Origin of the sequence: Stenotrophomonas sp. PE591 (genome assembly GCF_018320795.1) — a bacterium.
Taxonomy (GTDB): domain Bacteria; phylum Pseudomonadota; class Gammaproteobacteria; order Xanthomonadales; family Xanthomonadaceae; genus Stenotrophomonas; species Stenotrophomonas maltophilia.
The window spans coordinates 174,497-196,594 of sequence record NZ_JAAOKO010000008.1; the positions used below are offsets into that span (position 1 = coordinate 174,497).

The 22,098-nt window shown below is 67.4% G+C and carries 18 protein-coding genes; 10 read left to right on the plus strand and 8 right to left on the minus strand.

From position 1 onward, the window contains the following. Positions 1 to 193 precede the first annotated feature (193 nt). Positions 194 to 1,828 carry an NAD+ synthase gene (locus JLDANKMP_RS17610; protein ID WP_212561745.1) on the plus strand — a complete coding sequence of 545 codons (1,635 nt, stop codon included), beginning with the start codon at positions 194 to 196 and terminating at the stop codon, positions 1,826 to 1,828. 349 nt (positions 1,829 to 2,177) lie between these two features. Here JLDANKMP_RS17610 and JLDANKMP_RS17615 read toward each other — a convergent pair whose 3' ends face one another. Next, entirely contained in the window at positions 2,178 to 3,380 is a 1,203-nt protein-coding gene (locus JLDANKMP_RS17615; protein WP_212561746.1) for a lipase family protein, read from the minus strand. A 190-nt stretch (positions 3,381 to 3,570) separates the two neighbouring features. Beyond that, positions 3,571 to 4,458, minus strand: a complete 888-nt coding sequence (locus JLDANKMP_RS17620) for an outer membrane protein assembly factor BamD (protein WP_024956778.1) — start codon at positions 4,456 to 4,458, stop codon at positions 3,571 to 3,573. A 113-nt stretch (positions 4,459 to 4,571) separates the two neighbouring features. Between JLDANKMP_RS17620 and rluD the strand changes: the two genes are divergently transcribed. From rluD to JLDANKMP_RS17640, 4 genes are read left to right on the plus strand one after another with little or no spacing between them, the layout of a single operon-like run. Further along, positions 4,572 to 5,561, plus strand: coding sequence for a 23S rRNA pseudouridine(1911/1915/1917) synthase RluD (gene rluD, locus JLDANKMP_RS17625; RefSeq protein WP_005410789.1), 990 nt, complete (start codon positions 4,572 to 4,574; stop codon positions 5,559 to 5,561). Then, positions 5,561 to 6,331 carry a peptidoglycan editing factor PgeF gene (gene pgeF / locus JLDANKMP_RS17630; RefSeq protein WP_212561747.1) on the plus strand — a complete coding sequence of 257 codons (771 nt, stop codon included), beginning with the start codon at positions 5,561 to 5,563 and terminating at the stop codon, positions 6,329 to 6,331. Before rluD ends, pgeF begins: the two co-directional genes overlap by 1 nt. A 2-nt stretch (positions 6,332 to 6,333) precedes the next feature. After that, positions 6,334 to 6,858: a DUF4166 domain-containing protein gene (locus tag JLDANKMP_RS17635; RefSeq protein ID WP_181501397.1), complete on the plus strand. Its 525-nt coding sequence runs from the start codon at positions 6,334 to 6,336 to the stop codon at positions 6,856 to 6,858. Further along, positions 6,833 to 7,270 (plus strand): thiol-disulfide oxidoreductase DCC family protein, encoded by a 438-nt coding sequence (locus JLDANKMP_RS17640; RefSeq protein WP_184013983.1) that lies wholly within the window; start codon positions 6,833 to 6,835, stop codon positions 7,268 to 7,270. Before JLDANKMP_RS17635 ends, JLDANKMP_RS17640 begins: the two co-directional genes overlap by 26 nt. A gap of 72 nt (positions 7,271 to 7,342) precedes the next feature. Here the strand turns inward: JLDANKMP_RS17640 and otsA are convergent, their stop codons facing one another. From otsA to JLDANKMP_RS17660, 4 genes are all read right to left on the minus strand, one after another. Further along, positions 7,343 to 8,707 carry an alpha,alpha-trehalose-phosphate synthase (UDP-forming) gene (otsA, locus tag JLDANKMP_RS17645; protein WP_005410785.1) on the minus strand — a complete coding sequence of 455 codons (1,365 nt, stop codon included), beginning with the start codon at positions 8,705 to 8,707 and terminating at the stop codon, positions 7,343 to 7,345. After that, positions 8,704 to 10,485, minus strand: a complete 1,782-nt coding sequence (locus JLDANKMP_RS17650) for a glycoside hydrolase family 15 protein (protein ID WP_005410784.1) — start codon at positions 10,483 to 10,485, stop codon at positions 8,704 to 8,706. The genes otsA and JLDANKMP_RS17650 overlap by 4 nt, the downstream gene beginning before the upstream one ends. Before the next feature lie 41 nt (positions 10,486 to 10,526). Further along, positions 10,527 to 11,285 carry a trehalose-phosphatase gene (otsB, locus tag JLDANKMP_RS17655; protein ID WP_005410783.1) on the minus strand — a complete coding sequence of 253 codons (759 nt, stop codon included), beginning with the start codon at positions 11,283 to 11,285 and terminating at the stop codon, positions 10,527 to 10,529. Positions 11,286 to 11,501: 216 nt separating this feature from the next. Next, positions 11,502 to 13,937 carry a TonB-dependent receptor gene (locus tag JLDANKMP_RS17660; RefSeq protein WP_212561748.1) on the minus strand — a complete coding sequence of 812 codons (2,436 nt, stop codon included), beginning with the start codon at positions 13,935 to 13,937 and terminating at the stop codon, positions 11,502 to 11,504. Between the two features lie 214 nt (positions 13,938 to 14,151). On the opposite strand from JLDANKMP_RS17660, the gene JLDANKMP_RS17665 reads away from it, so the two are divergent. From JLDANKMP_RS17665 to JLDANKMP_RS17680, 4 genes are all read left to right on the plus strand, one after another. Then, positions 14,152 to 14,634: a DUF3574 domain-containing protein gene (locus JLDANKMP_RS17665; RefSeq protein WP_005414295.1), complete on the plus strand. Its 483-nt coding sequence runs from the start codon at positions 14,152 to 14,154 to the stop codon at positions 14,632 to 14,634. A 36-nt stretch (positions 14,635 to 14,670) separates the two neighbouring features. Further along, complete coding sequence (locus JLDANKMP_RS17670) at positions 14,671 to 15,528, plus strand: SH3 domain-containing protein (RefSeq protein ID WP_212561749.1); 858 nt, start codon at positions 14,671 to 14,673, stop codon at positions 15,526 to 15,528. Positions 15,529 to 15,657: 129 nt separating this feature from the next. After that, positions 15,658 to 17,376, plus strand: coding sequence for a thiamine pyrophosphate-dependent enzyme (locus JLDANKMP_RS17675; protein ID WP_005410779.1), 1,719 nt, complete (start codon positions 15,658 to 15,660; stop codon positions 17,374 to 17,376). Between the two features lie 679 nt (positions 17,377 to 18,055). Continuing rightward, positions 18,056 to 19,660, plus strand: coding sequence for a hypothetical protein (locus JLDANKMP_RS17680; RefSeq protein ID WP_212561750.1), 1,605 nt, complete (start codon positions 18,056 to 18,058; stop codon positions 19,658 to 19,660). Between the two features lie 79 nt (positions 19,661 to 19,739). On the opposite strand, the gene JLDANKMP_RS17685 is transcribed toward JLDANKMP_RS17680, so the two are convergent. Both JLDANKMP_RS17685 and JLDANKMP_RS17690 read right to left on the minus strand, forming a co-directional pair. After that, positions 19,740 to 20,450 carry a glutathione S-transferase gene (locus JLDANKMP_RS17685; RefSeq protein WP_212561751.1) on the minus strand — a complete coding sequence of 237 codons (711 nt, stop codon included), beginning with the start codon at positions 20,448 to 20,450 and terminating at the stop codon, positions 19,740 to 19,742. A 104-nt stretch (positions 20,451 to 20,554) separates the two neighbouring features. Continuing rightward, positions 20,555 to 21,046 carry a hypothetical protein gene (locus tag JLDANKMP_RS17690; RefSeq protein WP_212561752.1) on the minus strand — a complete coding sequence of 164 codons (492 nt, stop codon included), beginning with the start codon at positions 21,044 to 21,046 and terminating at the stop codon, positions 20,555 to 20,557. 156 nt (positions 21,047 to 21,202) lie between these two features. Here JLDANKMP_RS17690 and JLDANKMP_RS17695 point away from each other — a divergent pair, with 156 nt between their 5' ends. Further along, positions 21,203 to 22,024 carry a DUF3014 domain-containing protein gene (locus JLDANKMP_RS17695; protein WP_212561753.1) on the plus strand — a complete coding sequence of 274 codons (822 nt, stop codon included), beginning with the start codon at positions 21,203 to 21,205 and terminating at the stop codon, positions 22,022 to 22,024. Positions 22,025 to 22,098: the final 74 nt, after the last annotated feature.

Consider the following 22,098-nt stretch of genomic DNA (forward strand, 5'->3'; position numbering starts at 1 on the left):
CCCACCGGCTGCTGCAAAACAGAAAGGCCGCCTCCGGGCGGCCTTTCTGCATCTGGCGCCCTGGCCATCCCGGCAAGCTCATCCACGCATGGCGTGGGTCTACTGAGCCGGGGCTGTCCACGCAGCGAGCGCGCCCGGCGCGCGCATGGCGCAGCGCTACAATGGCGGCATTGCAACCACAGGCTGGATTCCCATGGCTTCGATCCGCATCGCGATGGCGCAGTTCGACTTCCCGGTCGGCGACGTCGCCGGCAACACCGAGCGCATCATCGAGATGATCGGCCAGGCGCGCGACGAGTACGGCGCCGAGCTGGTGATGTTCCCCGAGCTGGCGGTGAGCGGTTATCCGCCGGAAGACCTGCTGCTGCGCCCGGGCTTCCTGTACGAGTGCGAGCAGGCAATGACGCGCATTGCCGCAGCCTGCCGCGGCATCACGGCGGTGGTCGGCTGGCCGCAGGCGGCTGGCGCGGTGGTCTACAACGCCGCCAGCGTGCTGCGCGACGGGCTGGTCGAGCAGACCTACCGCAAGCGTGAGCTGCCCAATTACGCCGTGTTCGACGAACGCCGCTACTTCGATGTTGATCCGGACGGCGGCAGCTGCGTCTTCGAGGTCAACGGCATTCCGGTGGGCCTGCTGATCTGTGAGGACCTGTGGTTCGCCGAGCCGCTGGCCGACACCGTGCGCGCCGGCGCGCAGCTGGTGGTGGTACCCAATGCCTCGCCGTACGAGCGCGGCAAGCACGCCCAGCGCGATGCGGTGCTGGCCGCACGCACCCGCGAGACCGGGGCAGCGATTGCCTATCTCAATGTGGTCGGTGGCCAGGATGCGCTGGTGTTTGATGGCGCCTCGGTGGTGGCCGATGGCGACGGCACGGTGCACCCCGCCGCTGCCGCCTTCGTCGACCAGTGGCTGGTGGTGGAGTACGACGGCCAAACGCGCCGCTTCATGCCGCACGTGTGGATGGACGACGGCGACGAGAGCATGGACGCGCTGGCCTGGCGCGCGGTGACGCGTGGCATCCAGGATTACTGCCGCAAGAACGGTTTCAAGAAGGTCTGGCTGGGCCTGTCCGGTGGCATCGATTCGGCGCTGGTACTGGCGCTGGCGGTCGACGCGCTCGGCGCCGAGAACGTCACCGCTGTGCGCCTGCCGTCGCGCTACACCGCCGGCATGTCCAACGACCTCGCCGCCGAGCAGTGCCAGGCACTGGGCGTGAAGCTGGAAGCGGTCTCGATCGAGCCGGCGTTCAAGGGCCTGATGGAATCGCTGGCGCCGATGTTCGAAGGCACTGCGCCGGACGTGACCGAAGAGAACCTGCAGTCGCGCAGCCGTGGCGTGATCCTGATGGCGCTGGCCAACAAGTTCGGTGGCCTGTTGCTGACCACCGGCAACAAGAGCGAGTACGCGGTGGGTTACGCCACCATCTATGGCGACATGTGCGGTGGCTATGCGCCGTTGAAGGACCTGTACAAGACCGAGGTGTTCGGCCTGTCCAAGTGGCGCAATACCGTGGGCGGCGCGCCGGTGATCCCGCCGGCGGTGATCAGTCGCCCGCCGTCGGCCGAACTGCGCGAGAACCAGCTGGACCAGGACTCGCTGCCGGCCTATGACGTGCTGGACGGCATCCTGTACCGCTACATCGACCAGGAGCAGTCGCGCACGGAGATCGTTGCCGCCGGTTATGACGCGGCCGTGGTCGACCGCGTGCTGCGCCTGGTGCGCATCAGCGAATGGAAGCGGCACCAGGCCGCGCCAGGCCCGAAGGTGTCGCGCCGCGCTTTCGGTCGCGAGCGTCGCTACCCGATCAGCAACGGCTACAAGGGTTGAGGTAGCCGTTGGCAGGTAGTGCCGGCCGCTGGCCGGCAACCCGTACCCCGCGTATCCACGCATGGCGCGGATCTAGTGCCTTTGGTAGTGCCGGCCCCTGGCCGGCAACCCGTATCCCGCGTATCCACGCATGGCGCGGATCTACTGCCTCCGGTAGTGCCGGCCGCTGGCCGGCAATCCGTATCCCGCGCATCCATGCATGGCGTGGATCTACCGCATCCGGTAGTGCCGGCCGCTGGCCGGCAACCCGTATGCCGCGCATCCACACATGGCGTGGATCTACTGCCTTTGGTAGTGCCGGCCGCTGGCCGGCAACGCCGTATGCCGCGCATCCACGCATGGCGTGGATCTACCGGGCGTCGTCGAGCAGCTGTTCGAGGCCGGCGGTTTCCGCAGCGTCGTTGAAGTGGCCGTCCTCAAGCCGTGCACGCACAAACGCCAGGCCATCCGCCGCCGCCGCGTCGAGCGTGCCGCGATGGTCGACCGGGTAGCGCCGGAACGCGACCGGCTCGCCGCGCAGCGCCAGGCCTGCGGCATACAGCAGGGTGGTCAGATAGGGCACGTCGCGGTCCTCGCTGCCGTGGCCCAGCATCAGCGGTTGGCTGAAACCGCGGCGCGGTACGCCAAGATAGTCGTACAACACGGCCCAGATGCCTGGCACGCTGGTCAGCGGTGCGGTGAACATGCTGCCGGTATCCGCGCCGTCCAGCGTGGTGGCCAGTTCGCCCAGGCACTGCTCGCGTGCCACTGCCACGCGGGTGCGGCCGGTGTCGCTGAGGACGCGGTCGATCTGCGGCGCAACCTGCAGCAGACCGTCGAGCAGATACGCGTGATACGCGTTGAGCGCGCCAGGATTGGCGGTGCGGTTGTCCGGCTTCATCACCAGTGCGGTCAGCTCGACGGCGGTGGGCGTGCCGGTGGTGAAGCTGCCGCGGTAGTGCAGCGACGGGCCAGCATAGGTGGGCGCCAGATGCCCGGCAGTGAGCGCGGCGGCACCACCCTGCGAATGGCCGACCGAGACCCAGCGCGGCGACAGCGTTGCGGTGCCCAGATACTGGCGGCTGGCTTTGACGAGGTCGATGGCATTGCGCGCGGCAGTGCGCACATGCAGATAGGCATGGTCACCTGGACCGCCGAGGCCCTGGTAGTCCGCAGCAACCACCGCATAGCCCTGTGCCAGGAACTGATCGAGGAAGCGGCCGTCGCGTTCGGGTTGGTAGGGGCCGGACACCGAGGGCGCACAGCGATCCGCGATGCCCTGGGTGCCATGTGCCCAGGACACCACCGGCCAGCCGCCTGCAGGCGCCGCGCCGGCGGGCAGGTACAGCAGGCCGGTGCCTTCGGCCAGCTGGCCGCGATGATCCGGGGTGCGGTATTGCAGCTTGTAGGCCTGCGCGGCCTTGGATGGCACCCATGACGCGCGATAGGGGGCAGCAGACAGCAGATCGCCCGGTGCGGGTGAGGCAGCCGCCACGGGGCCCGAGGACAGCGCCAGCAGGGCAGTGGCGAGGAGGCAGGCGAGCGGGCGGAAACGGCGGGGCGGTGGGGTCATGGGGCGCTCCTTCACGGCCGGGATGGCCGTTGCGCCGCAGTGTGGATGGCCTCGCCTACGCCGATTGGGACCGGCGTCGCATCCGCCGGGGATTCGTAGAATTCCTAGTGTCGTGGTCCATGGGCGCGCGAACCCTCCACGCATGGCGTGGATCTGCCGACAAAGAAAAGGCCCCTTTCGGGGCCTTCTTTTACTTCTTTTCCAGTCGCGCGTTGCGCTGGCCGGTGCTGGCGGACTTTTCGCCAGCGAATGGGTTCAGCTTGCGGATCATCCACGGGTACTTCGGCCACTTGCCTTCCAGCCACGGGTGGTCCGGCTGGTTCAGCTGCAGGACGCGGCGGGCGTCGTCGGCCAGGGTCTTGTTGCCCAGGTGGGTGTAGGAATCGGCCAGGACGGCGACGGCATCGTACTGGAACGCGCTCTGCGGATAGGTTTCCAGCAGGTAGTTGGCGCGGCCGGCGGCCGAGACCCAGGCGCCGCGGCGCATGTAGTACAGGGCGTTGTCCAGCTCATGCTGGGCGAACACGTCACGCAGCTCCAGCATGCGCTGGCGCGCATCGGCGGCGTAGCGGCTGTTCGGGTAACGGTCCACCACGATGTTGAAATCCGAATACGCTTGGTGCGGCGTGGACAGATCGCGGCGGCTGGCATCCAGCGACCATACGCGACGCAGGAAAACCGTACTGCGGTTGGAGTTGGCCAGGCCGCGCAGGTAGTACAGGTACGCGATGTTGCGATGGGTCGGGTAGGTACGGATGAAGCGGTCGATGCTGGACACCGCATCGTCGTGCTTGCCGGCCTTGTACTGCGCGTAGGCGGTTTCGATCATCGCCTGTTCGGTATACGGGCCGTACGGATACTGGGCCACGAGGCGGCGGAAGCTGGTTTCAGCCCCGCTCCAGTTGCCACCCTGCATCAGCTTGTGGCTCTTCTCGTACAACTGTTCGACCGGCGTCCCTTCATCGGGGCGATCGCCCTTCTTGGCGCCACGGTGGCAGCCGGTGGCGGCGATGACCAGCACCAGCAGCAGGGCGGTGAGGCGGACGGGCGCGGAGAGCATGGAGGAGCGTCGGATCATGAGGTCAAGGCGGGACGCGGCTGGAATACGAAGGGTCGATGATAGCCTAGTGTCCTGTCCAGCGACTGAAACCGGCCGCCGGGACCCCAAAATTTCAAAGAATGCCCCCTGCCATGTCTGAACAACCCTCTGAATCGGCCCGCCAGGCCATCGTCCCCGACACCGCTGCCGGCCGCCGTTTCGACGCCGTGGTGGCCGAACTGTTCCCCGAATACTCGCGTTCGCGCCTGACCGAGTGGATCAAGGCCGGGGAGGTCCTGCTGGACGGCGCCCAGGTGCGCCCGCGCGATCCGCTGCGCGGTGGCGAGGTGGTGACCCTCAACGTGGTGCTGGAAACCCAGACCGACGCCCAGCCGGAGGACATCCCGCTGGACGTGCTGTTCGAGGACGAGCACCTGCTGGTGATCAACAAGCCGGTCGGCCTGGTGGTGCACCCGGGCGCGGGCAACCACAGCGGCACCCTGGTCAACGCCCTGCTGTTCCGCGACCCGTCGGTGGCGGTGCTGCCGCGCGCGGGCATCGTGCACCGCCTGGACAAGGACACCAGTGGCGTGATGGTGGTGGCCAAGACCCTGGAAGCGCAGACCGCGCTGGTCGAGCAGCTGGCCGCACGCGACGTGCACCGCCAGTACCTGGCCATCGTGATGGGTGCGCTGGTGGCCGGCGGTACCGCCGATGCCCCGATCGACCGCCACCCGCGCGACCGCCTGAAGATGGCGGTGCGCGAGGACGGCAAGGAAGCGATCACCCACTACCGCCTGCGCGAGCGCTTCCGTGCGCACACCGCGCTGGAGTGCCGCCTGGAAACCGGCCGTACCCACCAGATCCGCGTGCACATGGCGCATGTGCGCCATCCGATCATCGGTGACCCGCTGTACGGCGGTGCGCTGAAGCTGCCCAAGGGGGCCAGCGATGAGCTGGTGGCCGCGCTGCGTGGCTTCAAGCGCCAGGCCCTGCACGCCGAGACCCTGGAGTTCACGCACCCGATCACCGGTGAGCTGGTGCGCAACACCGCGCCGGTGCCGGAGGACATGCTGCACCTGATGAAGGTGCTGCGCGAAGACAGCGAGGCCTTCGCCGCGCGCGAGCGGGACCGCTGGTGATGGCCGCCGCGCTGCCCGTGCTGCAGGCGGACTGGCCGGCGCCGCCGGGCGTCCATACGTTGACCACGCGTCGGCACGGTGCGGGCATTTCGCCGGCGCCGTTCGCGCAGTTCAACCTGGGCAACCGGCACGCGGCCGACGGTGATACCCCAGCCAACGTAGAGCACAACCGCCAGCTGCTGCAGCAGGGGCTGGGGCTGCCCTCGACACCGCACTGGCTGCGCCAGGTGCACAGCAGCACCGTGCTGCGCTTCACCGCGCCGCCGGTGCCCGGCGCAAGCGAGCCGGTGGCCGATGCCGCAGTGACCTCGGTGCCGGGCGTGGTGCTGGCGATCCTGACTGCCGACTGCCTGCCCGTGGTGTTTGCCGCCGCCGATGGCAGTGAGGTGGGCGCGGCCCACGCAGGCTGGCGTGGCTTGGCCGATGGCATGCTGGAGGCCACCGTGGCCGCCATGCAGACGCCGCCGGCGCAGCTGCGGGCCTGGCTGGGCCCGGCCGCCGGACCGGCCGACTACGAGATCGGCGAGGAGGTCTACCACGCCTTCGTCGGCCATGATCCGGCCGCCGAGGCGGCGTTCGTGGCCACCCGCGCAGGCCATTGGAAGGTGAACCTGTTCGCGCTGGCGCGGCAGCGGTTGCAGGCGGCGGGCATGGACCCGGCGCAGGTCCATGGCGGCACGGTGTCGACCATGGCCGATCCGGACCTGTATTCGCACCGGCGCGACCGTCGCACCGGGCGCATGGCGACGCTGGCCTGGATCGCGCCCTGACCTTGCCGCTGTTCGCGCGCGTGCTGGGGCCGGCCTTCGTCACCCTGGCCGCGCCGGTGCAGGCGTTGCATGCCGCGCCGTTGCCCTGCCGCTACGTGGGGCAGGCGCATATCGTGAGGGGGCGGCACTGGCTGGTGCCGCTGCTGGCCGCGTTGGCGCGGCTGCCGAAGGACGGTGGAGCGTTGCCGACCGAAGTGGCGTTCAGTGCACACGGGCAGGGCGAGCAGTGGGCGCGGCGTTTTGGCCGCTGGCCGATGGTGTCGCGGCTGTGGGCGCACGAGGGATGCCTGCGCGAGCAGTTGGGCGCGGTGCGCTTCGAGTTTGATCTGCAGGCCCGCGAGGGTGGCATCGACTGGTCGGTGCGCCGGGTCTGGGCGTTCGGGTTGCTGCCGTTGCCGAGGCGCTGGTTTGGTGGCGTGCGTTGCCGCGAAGCCTGGCAGGGTGAGCGGTACACTTTCCTGGTCGATGTGACGCTGCCCTGGGCGGGAGCCCTGATCCGCTATGAAGGTTGGCTCGAACCGCAGTGAGGCCGCCGCCGAGGCGGGCAGCGCGGTGATCGTATTCGATGGCGTATGCGCGCTGTGCAACCGCTGGGTGCGCTTCCTGCTGCGTTTCGACCGCGCGGGGCGCTACCGCTTCGCGGCGATGCAGGGTCAGCAGGGCAGCGCGATGTTGCGCGTGCACGGGCTGGACCCGCAGGACCCGATGTCGTTCCTGCTGCTGGACGCGCAGGGTGCCTGGACCGATACCGATGCGATCCTGCGCGTGCTGGCGGGGCTGGGCGGCGCCTGGCGCCTGACCGGCGTACTACGGGCAGTGCCGCGCAGCTGGCGTGATGCCGCGTACCGCGCGCTGGCGCGCAACCGCTACCGCTGGTTCGGACGGCACGACGCCTGTCATCTGCCCGCACCGGAGCAGGCAGCGCGATTCCTGGATTGAAGGAAAAAGGGGACGGAGGGGATCAAGGCGTCTGTGCACAACTGCCTTGATCCCCTCCGTCCCCTTTTTTCCTCAACCTTCCAGCGCGTCCAGATAGCTGCGGCGCCAGTGATTGATGTCGTAGGTGCGCAGGTGATCCATCATCGCGTGCCAGCGTTCCTTGCGCCTGCTCAGTGACATCGTTGCTGCCGTGGCGATGGCGTCGGCCACGCCGTCCAGATCGTGCGGGTTCACCAGCAATGCCTGCTTGAGTTCGTCGGCAGCGCCGGCCAGCAGCGACAACACCAGCACGCCGGGATCTTCCGGGTCCTGCGACGCCACGTATTCCTTGGCCACCAGGTTCATGCCATCGCGCAACGGCGTGACCAGGCCGACCGCCGCCGCCCGGTAGAAGCCGGTGAGGGTGGCATGGGTGAAGTTCTGGTTGACGTAGCGCAGCGGCGTCCAGTCAGGTTCGGCGTGGCCACCGTTGATGTGGCCGGCGATCTGTTCCAGCTGGCTGCGCAGCTGCCGGTACTCGGTGACATCGCCGCGCGAGACCGGGGCGATCTGCAGGTAGGTCAGCGAGCCGCGCTGGTCGGGGTGGCGCTCAAGATAGCGCTCGAAGCCAAGGAAGCGTTCGGGCAGGCCCTTGGAATAGTCCAGGCGATCCACGCCGATCGCCAGCTGGCGATCGCGCAGGCTGGCGCGCAGGTTCTTCACGGCGGCCTTGGTGGCCGCGGTGCCGGCCTGGCGTGCGATCAGCTCGGTGTCGATGCCGATCGGGAAGGCGGCGGCACGGAAGCGGCGCCCGCCCGGTGCTTCCAGCTCGCCGTTGTCGAGCACGCGGCCGCCGCCGAACAGGCGCAGGTAGGTCTGGAAGCGATCAGCGTCGCGCTGGGTCTGGAAGCCGACCAGGTCGTAGGCGTACAGCGCGGAGAACAGCCGCAGGTGGTCGGGCATCGCCTGCAGCAGGTCGGCAGACGGCATCGGGATATGCAGGAAGAAGCCTATGCGACAACCGATGCCGCGCTCGCGCAGCAGCGCACCGAGCGGGATCAGGTGGTAGTCGTGGATCCAGACGATGTCGTCCTCGCGCAGCAGTGGCGCGAGCTTGTCGGCGAACAGCGCGTTGACCTTGTGGTAGGTCTCGCGGGTGCCGCGGTCGTAGTCGACCAGATCCAGGCGGAAGTGCAGCAGCGGCCACAAGGTGCGGTTGGCGAAGCCGTTGTAGTAGCCATCGACCTCACGCTTGCTCAGGTCCATGGTGACGTAGTCGATGTCACCGTCTTTCTGCCGGTGCAGCGTGCCGCTGCCTTCCTTCACCGTCTTGCCGCTCCAGCCGAACCACAGGCCACCGCGTTCCTTCAGGGCAGCCAGCAGGCCGACAGCCAGGCCGCCGGCGCGGTTCTCGCCGGGCACGGCCACACGGTTTGAAACCACGACCAGACGACTCACGATGCCTCCTGCCAGGACCGCGACAGGCGCATTGCGGCGGTGATCAGGCCGACGTGCGAATAGGTCTGCGGGAAATTGCCCCAGGCCTCGCCGCTGTCGAAGGCCAGATCCTCCGACAGCAGGCCCAGGTGGTTGCGCTGCTTCAGCAGCAGCTCGAACATCTCACGTGCTTCGTCCATGCGCCCGATCGCGGCCAGCGCGTCGATGTACCAGAAGGTGCAGATGGTGAAGCTGGTTTCCGGTTCACCGAAGTCATCCGGCGCGACATAGCGGTACAGCGAATTGCCATGCTTGAGGTCGCGGCCGATGGCATCGACGGTGGCGATGAAGCGGGCGTCCAGCGCGTCGATGAAACCGATATCGGCCAGCAGCAGCAGCGAGGCATCCAGCCGATGGCCACCGAAGGTATCGGTGAAGTGGCCCAGTTCCTCATTCCAGGACTCGGCCATGATGCGCGCATGGATGGTGTCGGCGCGCTCGCGCCAGTAGTGTGCACGGTCATCGCGCTTCAGGCGCACGGCGATCTTGCACAGGCGGTCGCAGGCGGCCCAGCACATCGCGCTGGTGTAGGTGTGCACTTCGGTGCGGCCGCGGAACTCCCACAGGCCGGCATCGGGCACGTCATGCAGGGCGAAGGCCTGTTCGCCCAGCGGTTCGAGGCGGGCGAAGGTGTGTGCGTCGCCGGGATCCTGCAGGCGGCGGTCGAAGAACAGCTGCGTGGAGGCCAGCACCACGCTGCCGTAGACATCGTGCTGGCGCTGTACCCAGGCCAGGTTGCCACGGCGCACCGGGCCCATGCCGCGGTAGCCGGACAGGCTGGGAACCTCATCTTCGTCCAGCTTCGCTTCGAAGCCGATGCCGTACAGCGGCTGCAGCGTGCCGTCGGTGGTGGCCAGGTTGAAGATGTAGCCGAGGAACTGTTCCATCGTACGCGTCGCGCCGAGACGGTTCAGCGCCCGCACCACGAAGGCCGCGTCGCGCAGCCAGCAGTAGCGGTAGTCCCAGTTGCGCACGCTGCCCGGCGCTTCCGGAATGGAAGTGGTCATCGCCGCGATGATCGCGCCGCTGTCTTCGTACTGGCACAGCTTCAGGGTGATCGCGCTGCGGATCACCGCGTCCTGCCATTCCAGCGGGATGGACAGGTAGCGCACCCATTCGCGCCAGTAGTCGCGGGTGCGCTGGAAGGCTTCCTGCACATAGCCGCTGATCGAGCGGTTGAGCGACTCATCCACGCCCAGGATCAGGTGGATGGGATGGTTGAGCACGAACGGCAGGCCATCGCGCACGAAGCGCACCGGCACATCGGTGGTCAGCCGCAGCACGTGCTCGGGCAGGATCCAGCGCACATGGTTGCTGCCCCAGGTGGACTCTGGCACGCGTGCGCCCCAGTCGGCCAGCGGGCGCGCACGAACGGTGATGCGCGGGCTGCCGGCCAGCGGACGCACCTGGCGGATCAGGCTGACCGGCCGGTAGAAGCGGTCGTTCTGGCGCCAGCGCGGGGCGAAATCGAGGATTTCCAATGCGCCGCCCTGCGTGTCACGCAGCACGGTGCGCAGGATCGCAGTGTTGGTGAGGTATTCCTGCTCGCTGCTCGCGAAGTCCTCCAGCTCGATGGCGAAGTCGCCGCCGGTCTGCTGGTTGGGGCCGAGCAGGGCGCAGAAGGTCGGGTCGCCGTCGAAGGTGGGCAGGCAGCTCCAGACAACGCGGGCATGTTTGTCGACCAGGGCGCCGAAGCTGCCGTTGCCGACCACGCCCAGATCAAGATCGGGTTGGGTCATCACGCGGTACATCTCGGTTGCGGCCGTGGGGGTTGGCCGGGTCAATAGGCATTCTCACGCAGCCAGGCGTGCACGCTGCGTATGTCGGGCAGCGCGAACACGGCCGCACTGGGTTCACGTTCACCCACCAGCACGCTCCAGCCATGCTGGCCGTTGGCGGCATCGAAGCCGAATTCGTCGGTGAGGTCATCACCGAGGAACACCGGCAGACGGCCGCGGAAGGGCAGGTACTGCATCATCCGGCGCACGGCACGGCCCTTGTCGGTGCCGACAGGCACGAACTCGACCACATGGTCGCCAGGCTGCAGGCGGTAGCTGGTGCGGCCACGCACGTGGCGGTCAGCGAACGCGCGGACATCGCTGGCGGCGTGCGGCGCACCGCGCCAATGCAAGGCCAGGCCGACGCCCTTGTCTTCCACCAGCACGCCAGGATGCCCATGGGCGAAGCGCATCGCCTGCTGATGCAGCGCGTGCAGCCATTCGGCGGTGTCGTCGTCGTGTTCGTCGCGCAGCACACGACCGTCTTCGCCACGCAGCTCATGGCCGTGCAGGCCGGCGGCGGGTAGTTGCAGGGGGGCGAACAGTTGATCCAGCTGTTCAAGCGGGCGACCACTGACCAGTGCCACGGCACCTTCCAGGCGGTCGCTGATGCGGCCGATGGCTTCACGCACATCCGGCAGCAGCTGCACGGCATCCGGGCGTGCAGCGAATTCGATCAGGGTGCCATCGACATCGAGGAACAACGCACAGGCGTCGTCCAGCAATGGCGGTGGCGGACGCAGGGGGAGCGGTTCAGCCATGACGCCCAGCTTGCCAGCGTGGGCGTGTACGCGGGGTCGAGGGCAGGCTACGGCGCTGCTTCGGTGGGTGCCGACCGTTGGTCGGCACGGCAGCAGTGCGGACCAACGGTCCGCACCCCCCCCCAAAGCAGATCCGCACCCGGATCACGAAGTTGCCGGCCAGCGGCCGACACTACCGTGTCGTGCGGACCAACGGTCCGCACCCACCCAATGCGATCAGAACGTATAGCGGACGCGGCCGTAGTAGTACGCGCCGTTGCTGCCGATCGGCGACAGCACGTCATACGGCAGGTTGCCGAAGTAGTGGATATCGCTGTTGGATCGATCCGGGTAGTTGTCGGTCAGGTTCTGGCCGCCGATGGCCACGCTCCAGCGCGGAGTGATGCGGTATTCGACCTCCGCATCCAGCTGCCACTCGGCCTGGTAGGTCTGGCGCGGGATGTAGCCGTCACCGAAGTTGAACACGCGGGTGGCGCTGCCGTAGCGGTTCACGCGGGTGCTCAGCGACCAGTGGTCGTTGCTCCACGCGGCAGAGAAGCTGCCGCGGGTACGCGGCGTGGCATCGGTGAGCGTATTGGTCTCTTCGATGCCGAACAGCACATAGTTCGGGTTGAGCGCCTGCAGCTGCGCCGGCGTAGCCAGCACGTTCTTCAGCGTGGTCTTGGTATAGGCGTAGGTGCCGGTCAGCAGCAGCTGGCCGTCGCCCAGTGACTGGCGCCAGTTGCTCACCAGCTCGGCGCCGCGGGTGCGGGTATCGGCGGCGTTGACGAAGAAGCTGGCGCTCTGCAGGCCGCTGACGCCGTAGTTGGCGGCCACGTAGTCGGTCAGCGCATCGCCGGTGATGCTCTCCGACAGCGCGATGCGGTCGTCGATGTCGATCTGGAAGAAGTCCAGTGACAGGTCGAAGTGCTCGCCAATTCGGCTGGTGAAGCCCAGCGAGGTATTGATCGACTTCTCCGGCTTCAGGTTCTGCGCACCGAGGCCACGCGCGATCGGGTTGTTGACCGACAACAGGCGGCCCTGCACCAGCTGGCCGCCAGCGTTGTAGCCGGTGGAGGTGGATTCGTAGCCGATCTGTGCGAGCGACGGCGCACGGAAGTTGTTGGAGATGGCACCGCGCAGCGCGAACGCCGGGGTGAATTCATAGCGCAGGCCGAGTTTGCCGGTCAGTTCACCGCCGAAGTCGTCGTTGTGCTCGTAGCGCGCGGCCAGATCGGTGGAGAACTTCTCGCCGAACTGACTGGACAGGCTGGCGTAGGCGCTGGCGACATCGCGAGACAGGGTGGCCGCGTCCTGCGGGGTCAAGCCGCCACCGGCCTGCGAACCGGTCGGGCGGTCGGTGTACGGGCCGGCCGCATAGCTGGCCGGGTCGCCGGGACGGGTCTGGTAGCGCTCGTGGCGTGCTTCCACGCCCATGCCGAGCGTGTGGCTGATGCTGTCGCTCTGGGTGAACACGCGGCTCAGATCGAGGTTGCCCACGGTCTGCGCGTATTCGTAATCGGCGGTCTTGAAGCGGGTCGGGCTGGTCGGGCCCAGCGAGGCGTTGAGCGAATCACGCAGGCGGTAGGTGAAGTCGTTCTGGCCGTAATCCAGGCTGCCGTCGTAGCTCCATTCGCCCCACTGCCCGCGCAGCCCGGCCACGGCCTGCACGTCGCGGTTCTCGCCTTCGGAGATCGGCCGGTAACCGTTCGGATAGACCTGCTTCCAGTTGGCCTCGCCATCGGGATAGCGGAAGTAGTTGGCGCCTTCGGTGTCACGCTGGTTGAAGGTACCGAACGCGTAGAACGTCGAGGTCTGTCCCACCGGGATCTCGGTGTTCAGCCACAGGTTGATGTCCTTGCTCTTGCCATCGCCCAGCACGTAGTTGCGCTTGCCCTGCAGCGCCAGGTTGTCTGGCGTCTGGTCCCACGGCGGAATCTGGTCGAAGCCGGCGCGGTTGGTGCCGTTGCGGTGCTTGTATTCCAGGCCGACGCGCAGGAAGCCGCCGTCCTCGCCCAGCGAGGTGCCGACCTTGGCGCTGACGTTGCCGGTCTGGCCGTCGGTAAGGGTACGCCCGATCGGCTTGAGGTCGGTGTGGTTGGCGCCGTAGCTGGCCTCGATCTGGCCACCGTCGCCGCCGTTGTCGAGGATCACGTTGATCACGCCGGCCACGGCGTCCGATCCGTACAGCGCGCCGGCGCCGTCGCGCAGCACTTCGATGCGCTTGATCGCGCTGACCGGAATCGAGTTGAAGTCGACCGGGGTGGTGCCCTTGCCGATCTTGCTGTCGGTGTTGACCAGCGCGGTGTGGTGGCGGCGCTTGCCATTGACCAGCACCAGCACCTGGTCCGGCGACAGGCCACGCAGCTGTGCCGCGCGCACGTGGTCGGCGCCACCGGAGTTGGACTGGCGCGGGAAGTTGAACGACGGCAGCAGCGCCTGCAGCGCGCTGCCCAGTTCACCGTTGACCACGCCGGCCTTGCGGATGTCCTCGGCGGTGAGCACGTCCACCGGCGAGGTGGATTCGAGCACGGTGCGGTCGGCGGCACGGGTGCCGGTGACGATCACCGTGTCCAGGTTGGTGGCGTCCTGGGCCAGGGCCGGGACGGCGGCGGAGGACAGCGCGAGGGCGATGGCGAGGCCGAGCGGTGACGCGGGCAGGCGGACGGACATGGGGGCTCCAGCAACAACGACGAGGGGGAAGGGGAGATGGTTTCACTTACATCCATCCGGATGAAGCGATATATTATCTTCGCGTGATGGCCGGTGCCGGTGCAAGCCCCTGCCGGTCCAGCATGAGCTGATGCCCGGCTGGCATCAGCACGCTGGACCGATGGCGCTGTACGCTGCCGGCTCGCCTTTTCCCCCCTTCCCCGGAGCTGTACCGATGAAACACCTTGGCCTCGTCTTCGCCGTGCTGCTGGCCACCAGTGGCTGCGCCAGCCTGTCCTCGCAGGCGCCCAGCGCCTATGCCACGGCCACCACCGCCGAACTGAAGGGCGATGCTGCACGCCCGTCCGCCGGCCACGGCTGGGTGCGCAGCGAGCTGTATTTCGGCGTGGGCGAGGAGCAGGGCGCCGGCAACCGCCCGCAGGCCGATACCATCAGCGAGGCGCAGTGGCGCACCTTCCTGGACAAGGAAGTGACCCCGCGCTTCCCGGATGGCCTGACCGTGTTCGATGCCTATGGCCAGTGGCTGTTCCGCGGCGATGCCGCGCCCAACCGCCTGCGCACCAAGGTGCTGGTGGTGCTGCACGAGGACACCCAGCAGCGCCGCGCCGACATCGAAGCGATCCGCCTGGCGTGGAAGCAGCAGACCAAGCATCAATCGGTGCTGTGGTCGCGGCAGCCGGTCGAGGTATCGTTCTGAGTTGAAGGTGCCGCCGCGGTGCCGCAGGGAGCAATGATGAATTACAGGGAATGCGTGCTGGGCCTGGTGCTGGCGGGAGTGCTGGCACCGTCGGCGCAGGCAAGTGGCGACGACGGCGAAACGCTGCGGTTCCAGGTGGCCGCGCATGTGCAGGCGCATGCCGATCCGCAGCAGGACGGCAGCATCGCCGTGCAGCTGTCACCGTCGGGCAAGCGCCAGACGCTTGAGGGCGCGGCGGATGCCGATGGCAGTTCGCGATGGTCGCTCGAAGATGTCGATTTCGATGGCTACCCGGAACTGGTCGCACGCGCCTCGGTGGGCATGGTCAACGAAGCGGTGACGGTGTACCGGTTCGATCCGGCCAGTGCGGGGTTCCGCGCGCTGCAGGCCGACACCCACGGCAAGGACAGTTGCGGTGACCTGATGGGGTTGAGCGTGGATGCTGCCACTCGAACCCTGACCAGCAGCTGCCGCAGTGGCCCGATGTGGTACACCGACCAGTACCGGTTTGCAGGCGCGAAGCTCCATCTGTACCGCTCTGAGAGCGTGCTGATGCTGGGCGATACCTTGAACGCCGCGCTGCAGTGGGAACAGACCGACGAGCAGGGCCCGTTGGCGGTCTGGCGCACGTATGATCCGGCCGGCCGTGTGCTGGAAAGCGCGATTGCCGATGGCCTGGGCGCACCGCCGGACGGGCCGTTGCAGGGGCAGCAGGCGACCGTGGTACCCGCGCGTCTGTTCCTGTTCGACCGACCCGGCGCGTCCAGCACCAAACGCTACCTGGTGCAGGGTGATCGCGTGGAACTGCTGGATGAACAGGACGGCTGGGTGAAGCTGCGCTACCGCAACCCGAAGCAGGGCGCGGTGGAAGGCTGGATCAACGTCAACGATTGAAGAAAAAGGGGACGGAGGGAATTAAGTCGTTTGCGGCACATACGACTTGATTCCCTGCGTCCCTTTTTTGCAGAGGCATCACTTCATCGGGTCTAGCCTCGGATGTTCCCCCGTTCGAGGATGTATCCGATGAGCAAGCGCGTGGCCGAAATCGTGGTGGACGCCCTGCAGCAGGCCGGTGTCCGCCGTTGCTACGGCATCGTGGGCGATACGCTCAACCATGTGACCGATGCGATGCATGGCAGCGAGATCGCATGGGTGCATGTGCGGCATGAGGAAGTAGCAGCCTTTGCCGCAGGCGCCGATTCGCTGGTGAGCGGCGAACTGACCGCCTGCGCCGGCTCCTGCGGCCCCGGCAGCCTGCATTTCATCAATGGCGTGTTCGAGAGCAACCGCAACCGCGCGCCGATGGTGCTGATCGCCAGCCAGGTGGTGACCAGCGAGCTGGGCATGGAATTCCCACAGGAAGTGGACTTCAAGGCGGTGTACGCCAGTTGTTCGGTGTTCTGCGAGCAGGTGCACAGCGCCGAGCAGGCGCGTCGCGTGGTCACCCTGGCCTGCCAGGCCGCGATCAGCCGCCGTGGCGTGGCGGTGGTGATCCTGCCCGCCGATATCAGCCAGGCCGAAGTGAAGCACGATGTGCCGTTCTCGGTGCATTACACCCAGCCGGTGCTGCGCCCGTCGGATGCTGAGCTGCAGCGCATCGCCGAGCTGCTGGGGCAGGGCAAGCGCATCGGCATCTACGCCGGCGCCGGTTGCCAGGGTGCGCACGCACAGCTGCTGGAACTGGCCCGGCGCCTGCAGGCACCGATCGCGCACACCTCGCGCGCCAAGGACTTCGTCGAGCCGGACAACCCGTACAACATGGGCATGACCGGCATCTTCGGCATCGAATCCGGCTTCCACACGCTGATGGAGTGCGACACGCTGCTGCTTCTGGGCGCCGATTTCGCCTGGGGCCAGTTCTATCCGGACAAGGCCACGATCATCCAGGTCGACCGCGATGGCAGCCATCTCGGCCGCCGCCACCCGGTGAACCTGGGCGTGGTCGGTGACATCGCACCGACGCTGGATGCCTTGCTGCCGATGTTGCCGCCGCGCGAGGACAGCAGTTTCCTGGACGAATGTATCGAACGTCGCGACAAGGCGCTGAAGAAGCGCGAGCAGGAAGAACAGCCGGGCGAGGGCGAGCTGATCCACCCGCAGCATCTGACCGCGCTGCTGTCGAAGTACGCCAGCGACGATGCGCTGTTCACCGCTGACGGCGGCTCGCCGATGGTCTGGGTGCTGCGGCATATCCGCGTCAACGGTCGCCGCCGCACGCTGACCAGCCTGCTGCACGGCACGATGGCCAATGCAATGCCGCAGGCACTGGGCCTGCAGAAGGCGTTCCCCGGCCGGCAGGTGATTTCGTTGTCCGGCGATGGCGGCCTGGCGATGCTGCTGGGCGACCTGCTGACGGCCGTGCAGGAGAACCTGCCGATCAAGGTGGTGGTGTTCAACAATGGCTCGCTGAACTTCGTCGAGCTGGAGCAGAAGGTGGAAGGCTTGCTGGACAACTACACCGACCTGAAGAACCCGGATTTTGGCCGCCTTGCCGAAGTGATCGGCTTCCACGGCCGCACGGTGACGCGCAGCGAGGATCTGGAAGAAGCGGTGCAGGATTTCCTGTCCCAGCGTGGCCCGGCGCTGCTGGACGTGCATACCAGCCGCGCCGAGCTGGTGATGCCGCCGCAGATCGAGGCCAAGCAGGTGGCCGGTACCGCGCTGTATGCAGCCAAGGCGGTGTTGAACGGCCGCTTCGACGACGTGAAGCATCTGCTGGTGGACAACTTCCTGAAGAAGTAGGGGGTTGGTCGATGCAGGGCTGCACCCTGCACCCGCCGAAACCACGGCAACCGCCGAAGCAAGGTCAAAAGCAGGTTTGCCGTGGGTCGGCGAGGTGGATCCGGTTGCGGGGGACGCCGTAAACCCGTCCCTGGGGGCTTGGCCGCGGCATCCATGCCGCGGACACCCCCGCAACCGGACCCACCTCGCCTTCAACAGTCTTCCGCTGCCGTTGGTAGGTGTCGACCTTGGTCGACACGGTAGATCCACGCCATGCGTGGATGAACGAAGGAACGATCTGAATGATCTTCTGTAGAGCCGAGCCATGCTCGGCTCGGAGGTTTCGCGTACAGCAGCCGAGCATGGGCTCGGCGCTACAACGAGCGCCTGCCTTTGCTTTTGATCTTTTGATTCTCTTCCGTGGCTGGCACGCGCAGGAAACTGTCAGGGGCCGGGCGGGTAGGCTGCGCAGGGGCGTGAGCCGCATGGATGCGGCGACCGAGCTTACAGGGACGTACTTGCAGCGCCCCCTGCGCAGCCTACCCGCCCGGCCCACCCCCTGAGGTCCGCCGTCCGCGACCAACCCAGCCACGAGGGGCTCCGCCGTTGGCTGGAACCCATCATTCCGCGACGGAATTGGCACGCTGGCCCCGCTGGGCCTACCATCGGCGGTCCCCACCCCCACCCCACCGCCCCTTCCATGTCCGCTCCCGCTTCCGCCGCACCGCGTCGCTGGTTCGTCGCCGGCGACTTCAACGGCTTCTTCGGCCTGGTCGTCGACAACCTCTCCATCCTCGGCTTCATCGCCATGGCCCTGGTCGGGATCTTCCAGTTCCCCGCCGACGTGGTGTTCGGCCGCATGTTCCCCGGCACCGCCTTCGGCGTGCTGGTCGGCAACCTGCTGTACACCCTGATGGCGCGCCGGCTGGCCGCGCGCAGCGGCCGCGACGATGTCACCGCCATGCCGCTCGGCCTGGATGCACCGACCAGCATCGGCATGGCGCTGCTGGTGCTCGGCCCGGCCTTCCTCGCCTTCAAGCAGCAGGGCATGGACCCGCATGCTGCGGGCATCGCCACCTGGCAGCTGGGCATGGCCGCGCTGGTCATCATGGGCGTGCTGAAGTTCGCGCTGTCGTTCTTCGGCGAAGCGGTCACCCGCGCGCTGCCGCGTGCCGCGCTGCTGGGCTCCATTGCTGGCATCGCGCTGGTGCTGATGGGCCTGCTGCCGCTGCTGGAAACGCTGCGCTCGCCGCTGGTCGGCTTCACCACGCTCGGTTTGCTGCTGTACGTGCTGATCGCCAAGGGCAAGCTGCCGGTGCGTGGCCCGGGCGTGCTGCTGGCCTTCGTGTTCGGCACCGTGCTGTATTACGGCCTCGGCCTGGCCGGGCTGGGCGCACCCGGCTTCCATGTACCGGCGTGGGTGCCGCCGCAGGTGGTGCTGCCGCTGCCGACGCTTGGCTTCCTCGACGGCCTGCCCACCGCGATGACCTACCTGCCGCTGCTGCTGCCGTTCGGCCTGCTGATGGTGGTCGGTGGCATCAACGTGTCTGAAAGCGCACGTGCGGCCGGCGATGATTACCGCACCCGCGACATCCTGCTGGTGGAAGCGGTGGCCACGCTGGTGGCCGGTGTCTGTGGTGGCGTTGCGCAGACCACGCCGTACATCGGCCAGCCGGCCTACAAGCACATGGGTGCGCGCAGCGGCTACACGCTGCTGACCGGCCTGTTCGTCGGCATCGGCGGCATGCTCGGCATCATCTCCGGGCTGGTGCAGTGGCTGCCGCTGGCGGTGCTGGCACCGATCATCGTGTACGTGGCCATCGATATCACCACCCAGGCCTTCCAGGCCACGCCGCGTCACCACACCGGTGCGATGGTGTTCGGCTTCCTGCCGTCGGTGGCCTACCTGCTGGCGATCAAGGCACCCGGCTGGATCGCGCCGGACCAGCTGCCGCAGCTGCTGACCAAGCTCGACGGCCATGGCCTGCCCGAGCTGGCGGTGATCTTCACCCTCGGCAACGGCTTCATCATCACCTCGATGCTGTGGATTTCGGCGGTGGCGGCGATGGTCGATGGCCGCCTGCGCCGTGCCTGCGGCTTCCTGCTGGTGGCTGCGGTGCTGACCCTGTTCGGCCTGATCCACTCGGTGGATCCGCGCGGTGGCGTCTACCTGCCGTGGGAGCTGGACGGCCTGGCGCGCATCATCAGCTGGCAGTTCGCTGGTGCCTACGTGGCACTGGCGTTGCTGCTGGGGTCGCTTTCGCTGCAGAAGCAGCCGGTGCAGCCGCTGGGTGAAAACAACTGACCCAACGGTAGTGCCGGCCGCTGGCCGGCAACCTCATGGGCTTCGGGCGGATCGTGCAGCTGCCGGCCAGCGGCCGGCACTACCGTTCGGCGTCCAGTTCCGGGTAGTGGCGGAAGATGCCGTTGGTGTTGAACGGCAACCGCCGCTCCGAGGCCAGATAGGCGGCGATGTTCGGCCGCTTGGCCACCCGCTCCTGCAGCGCACGCAGCAGGGGCAGGGTCGGCGCCAGTGCCTGCATCCGGCGTGGGAACATGTAGTCCAGCCCGCTCAGCAGCTGGAACAGCGACAGATCCACATACGAATGTTCGCGCAGTGCGTGGCGGCCACCATTGGCAGCCAGCACCTGCTCGAAGTAGCCGAGGAACTTCGGTAGCCGTTCGCCACGCAGGGAGGCGGCCCGTGCCTTGGCTTCGGTCTTCTGCTCTTCGTAGTACTTCGATGCGGCAATTGGATGGTGGGTGTCGTGCACCTCGGCTACCAGATCAGCGATGGTCAGCTGCAACTGCAGCGCCTGCACCCGCCGTGAGGCCGCCTGCGGCACCAGGTCCAGCGTCGGGCCGAGAAAATCCAGGATCGCTGCGACCTGTGCAATGACCTGGCGGCCCGCCTTCAGGAGTGGCGGCGCGAAGGGCTGCGCACCTTCACTGCCGCCATCGAGAAACGGCTGCATCACCGCATCGCCGTGCACCCGCGTCATGTCGATGTAGTCGGCACCGGCATCTTCCAGCGCCAGCCGCACGAACTCGCCACGGCCCTGGATGCCGGTCCAGTAATACAGCGCGTACTGCATGGCGGTGCCTCCTCAGGACAGGACGCATAGCGTCGCGCCACCCACGCAAAGCGCGCGTGAGTGCAATGCCTGCCTGGCGTTGGGCATGGGACGGCGTAGTGTGTTCAGGCCGATGGCGTGACGGTGATGATGTCGTGCTCGTTGACGCTGCCAGCCAGCGTGTAGCGATATCCCTTGGCCAGGACCTCAACGTAGCTGTCATGTGCGGCGAGGATGAAAAGCTGCAGGTCGTGGACATTGCGAGGATCGTAGTGCGCGAGCAGCGCCGCAAGGCCAGGATCGTCGATGACCCGGTAGAAGCCGGGGAAAGGGCAGAGGCCGGTTTGTCGCCAGTACGCGGTTTCATCGGCTGGTCCGGCTTCCTCGACGATCTCGCCGTGGCGCATCTCATGAAGATTGCCGCCCCGGCAGCGCGCTTCATGGACAAGTTCGAAATCCACCTGCAACGAGCGGTAGCGCATGTCCGGTTGCGCTGCATAGTCCTCCAACGTCTGCGCCTCCACGTTCACCTGTGCGCTCGCGTTCTGCTCGCGATATACCAGCGTCAGGTCCAGCGTGCTGATGCGGAAGGGCACGGGTTCCGGGCGAAGCTCCATGGGTCGTTCGTCGAGGGGGCTGGATTGTTCATTGGGCCGTCCGCCGCACCGCGCTGTCAACGCGTTTCCCGAACCTTACCGGAACGGGTGGGGAACCCTCGGAAATCAGCCGGGTCACACCTTGTCCATGCAGGTGAAACGATGAGGTGCTGCATCATGCAGAGTGGAAAGGCGGTATGGCCCTGGGTGTTGGGCGTGGTGGTGATCGGTGGTGCCGGTGGTTGGCTGTTCCGCGATCAGCTGAAGCGCCTGGCAGACGGTGTTTCGGTGCCGGTGCAATCAACCCCCGCCAGTACCAGCGCGCCGCCGCAACCGCAGGCGGCCGCAGAACCCGCGCCAGCACCGCCCGCGATCAGGCATCCGCTGGATACCGAGGCCGCAGCCGATCCGGCGCTGCCGAAGCTGGCTGACAGCGATGCCGCGGCCTGGGGCGCATTGAGCCAGCTGTTCCAAGGCGAAGGTCCGCTGACCCTGCTGCTGCGCGATCATCTGATCCAACGCCTGGTCACCCAGGTCGATAACCTGGACAAGCCCAGCGTGCCGCCGACTGCGCTGGCCGCGCGGCCGCTGCCGGGCAACCTGCAGGTCGAGCCGGGCGAGGGTGGCGAACGCATCGCCGCCAGCAACGCGGCGCGCTATGCGCCCTACGTGCAGGCCTTCACCGCGCTGGACCCGGCGGCAACGGCTACCGCCTACAAGCGCTTCTATCCGCTGATCCAGCAGGCCTATGTGGACCTGGGCCGGCCCGACGGGTACTTCAACGACCGCCTGGTCGCGGTGATCGACCACCTGCTGGACACCCCGGAACTGGCCCAGCCCCCAGTGGTACAGCGCGATGAACGCAGCCGCTACCGCTTTGTCGATCCCACCCTGCAGTCGCGCTCGATCGGGCAGAAGGCGCTGCTGCGGATGGATGCCGCCCAGGCGCGGGCGGTCAAGCAGCAGCTGCGGGCGATCCGCAGCGCGATCACCCGCTGAGCCCGTTCACCGCGTAGAACTGATCGGGATCAACGCGCCGACCACACCGGTTCCGGCATGCTGGCCGAAGCCTG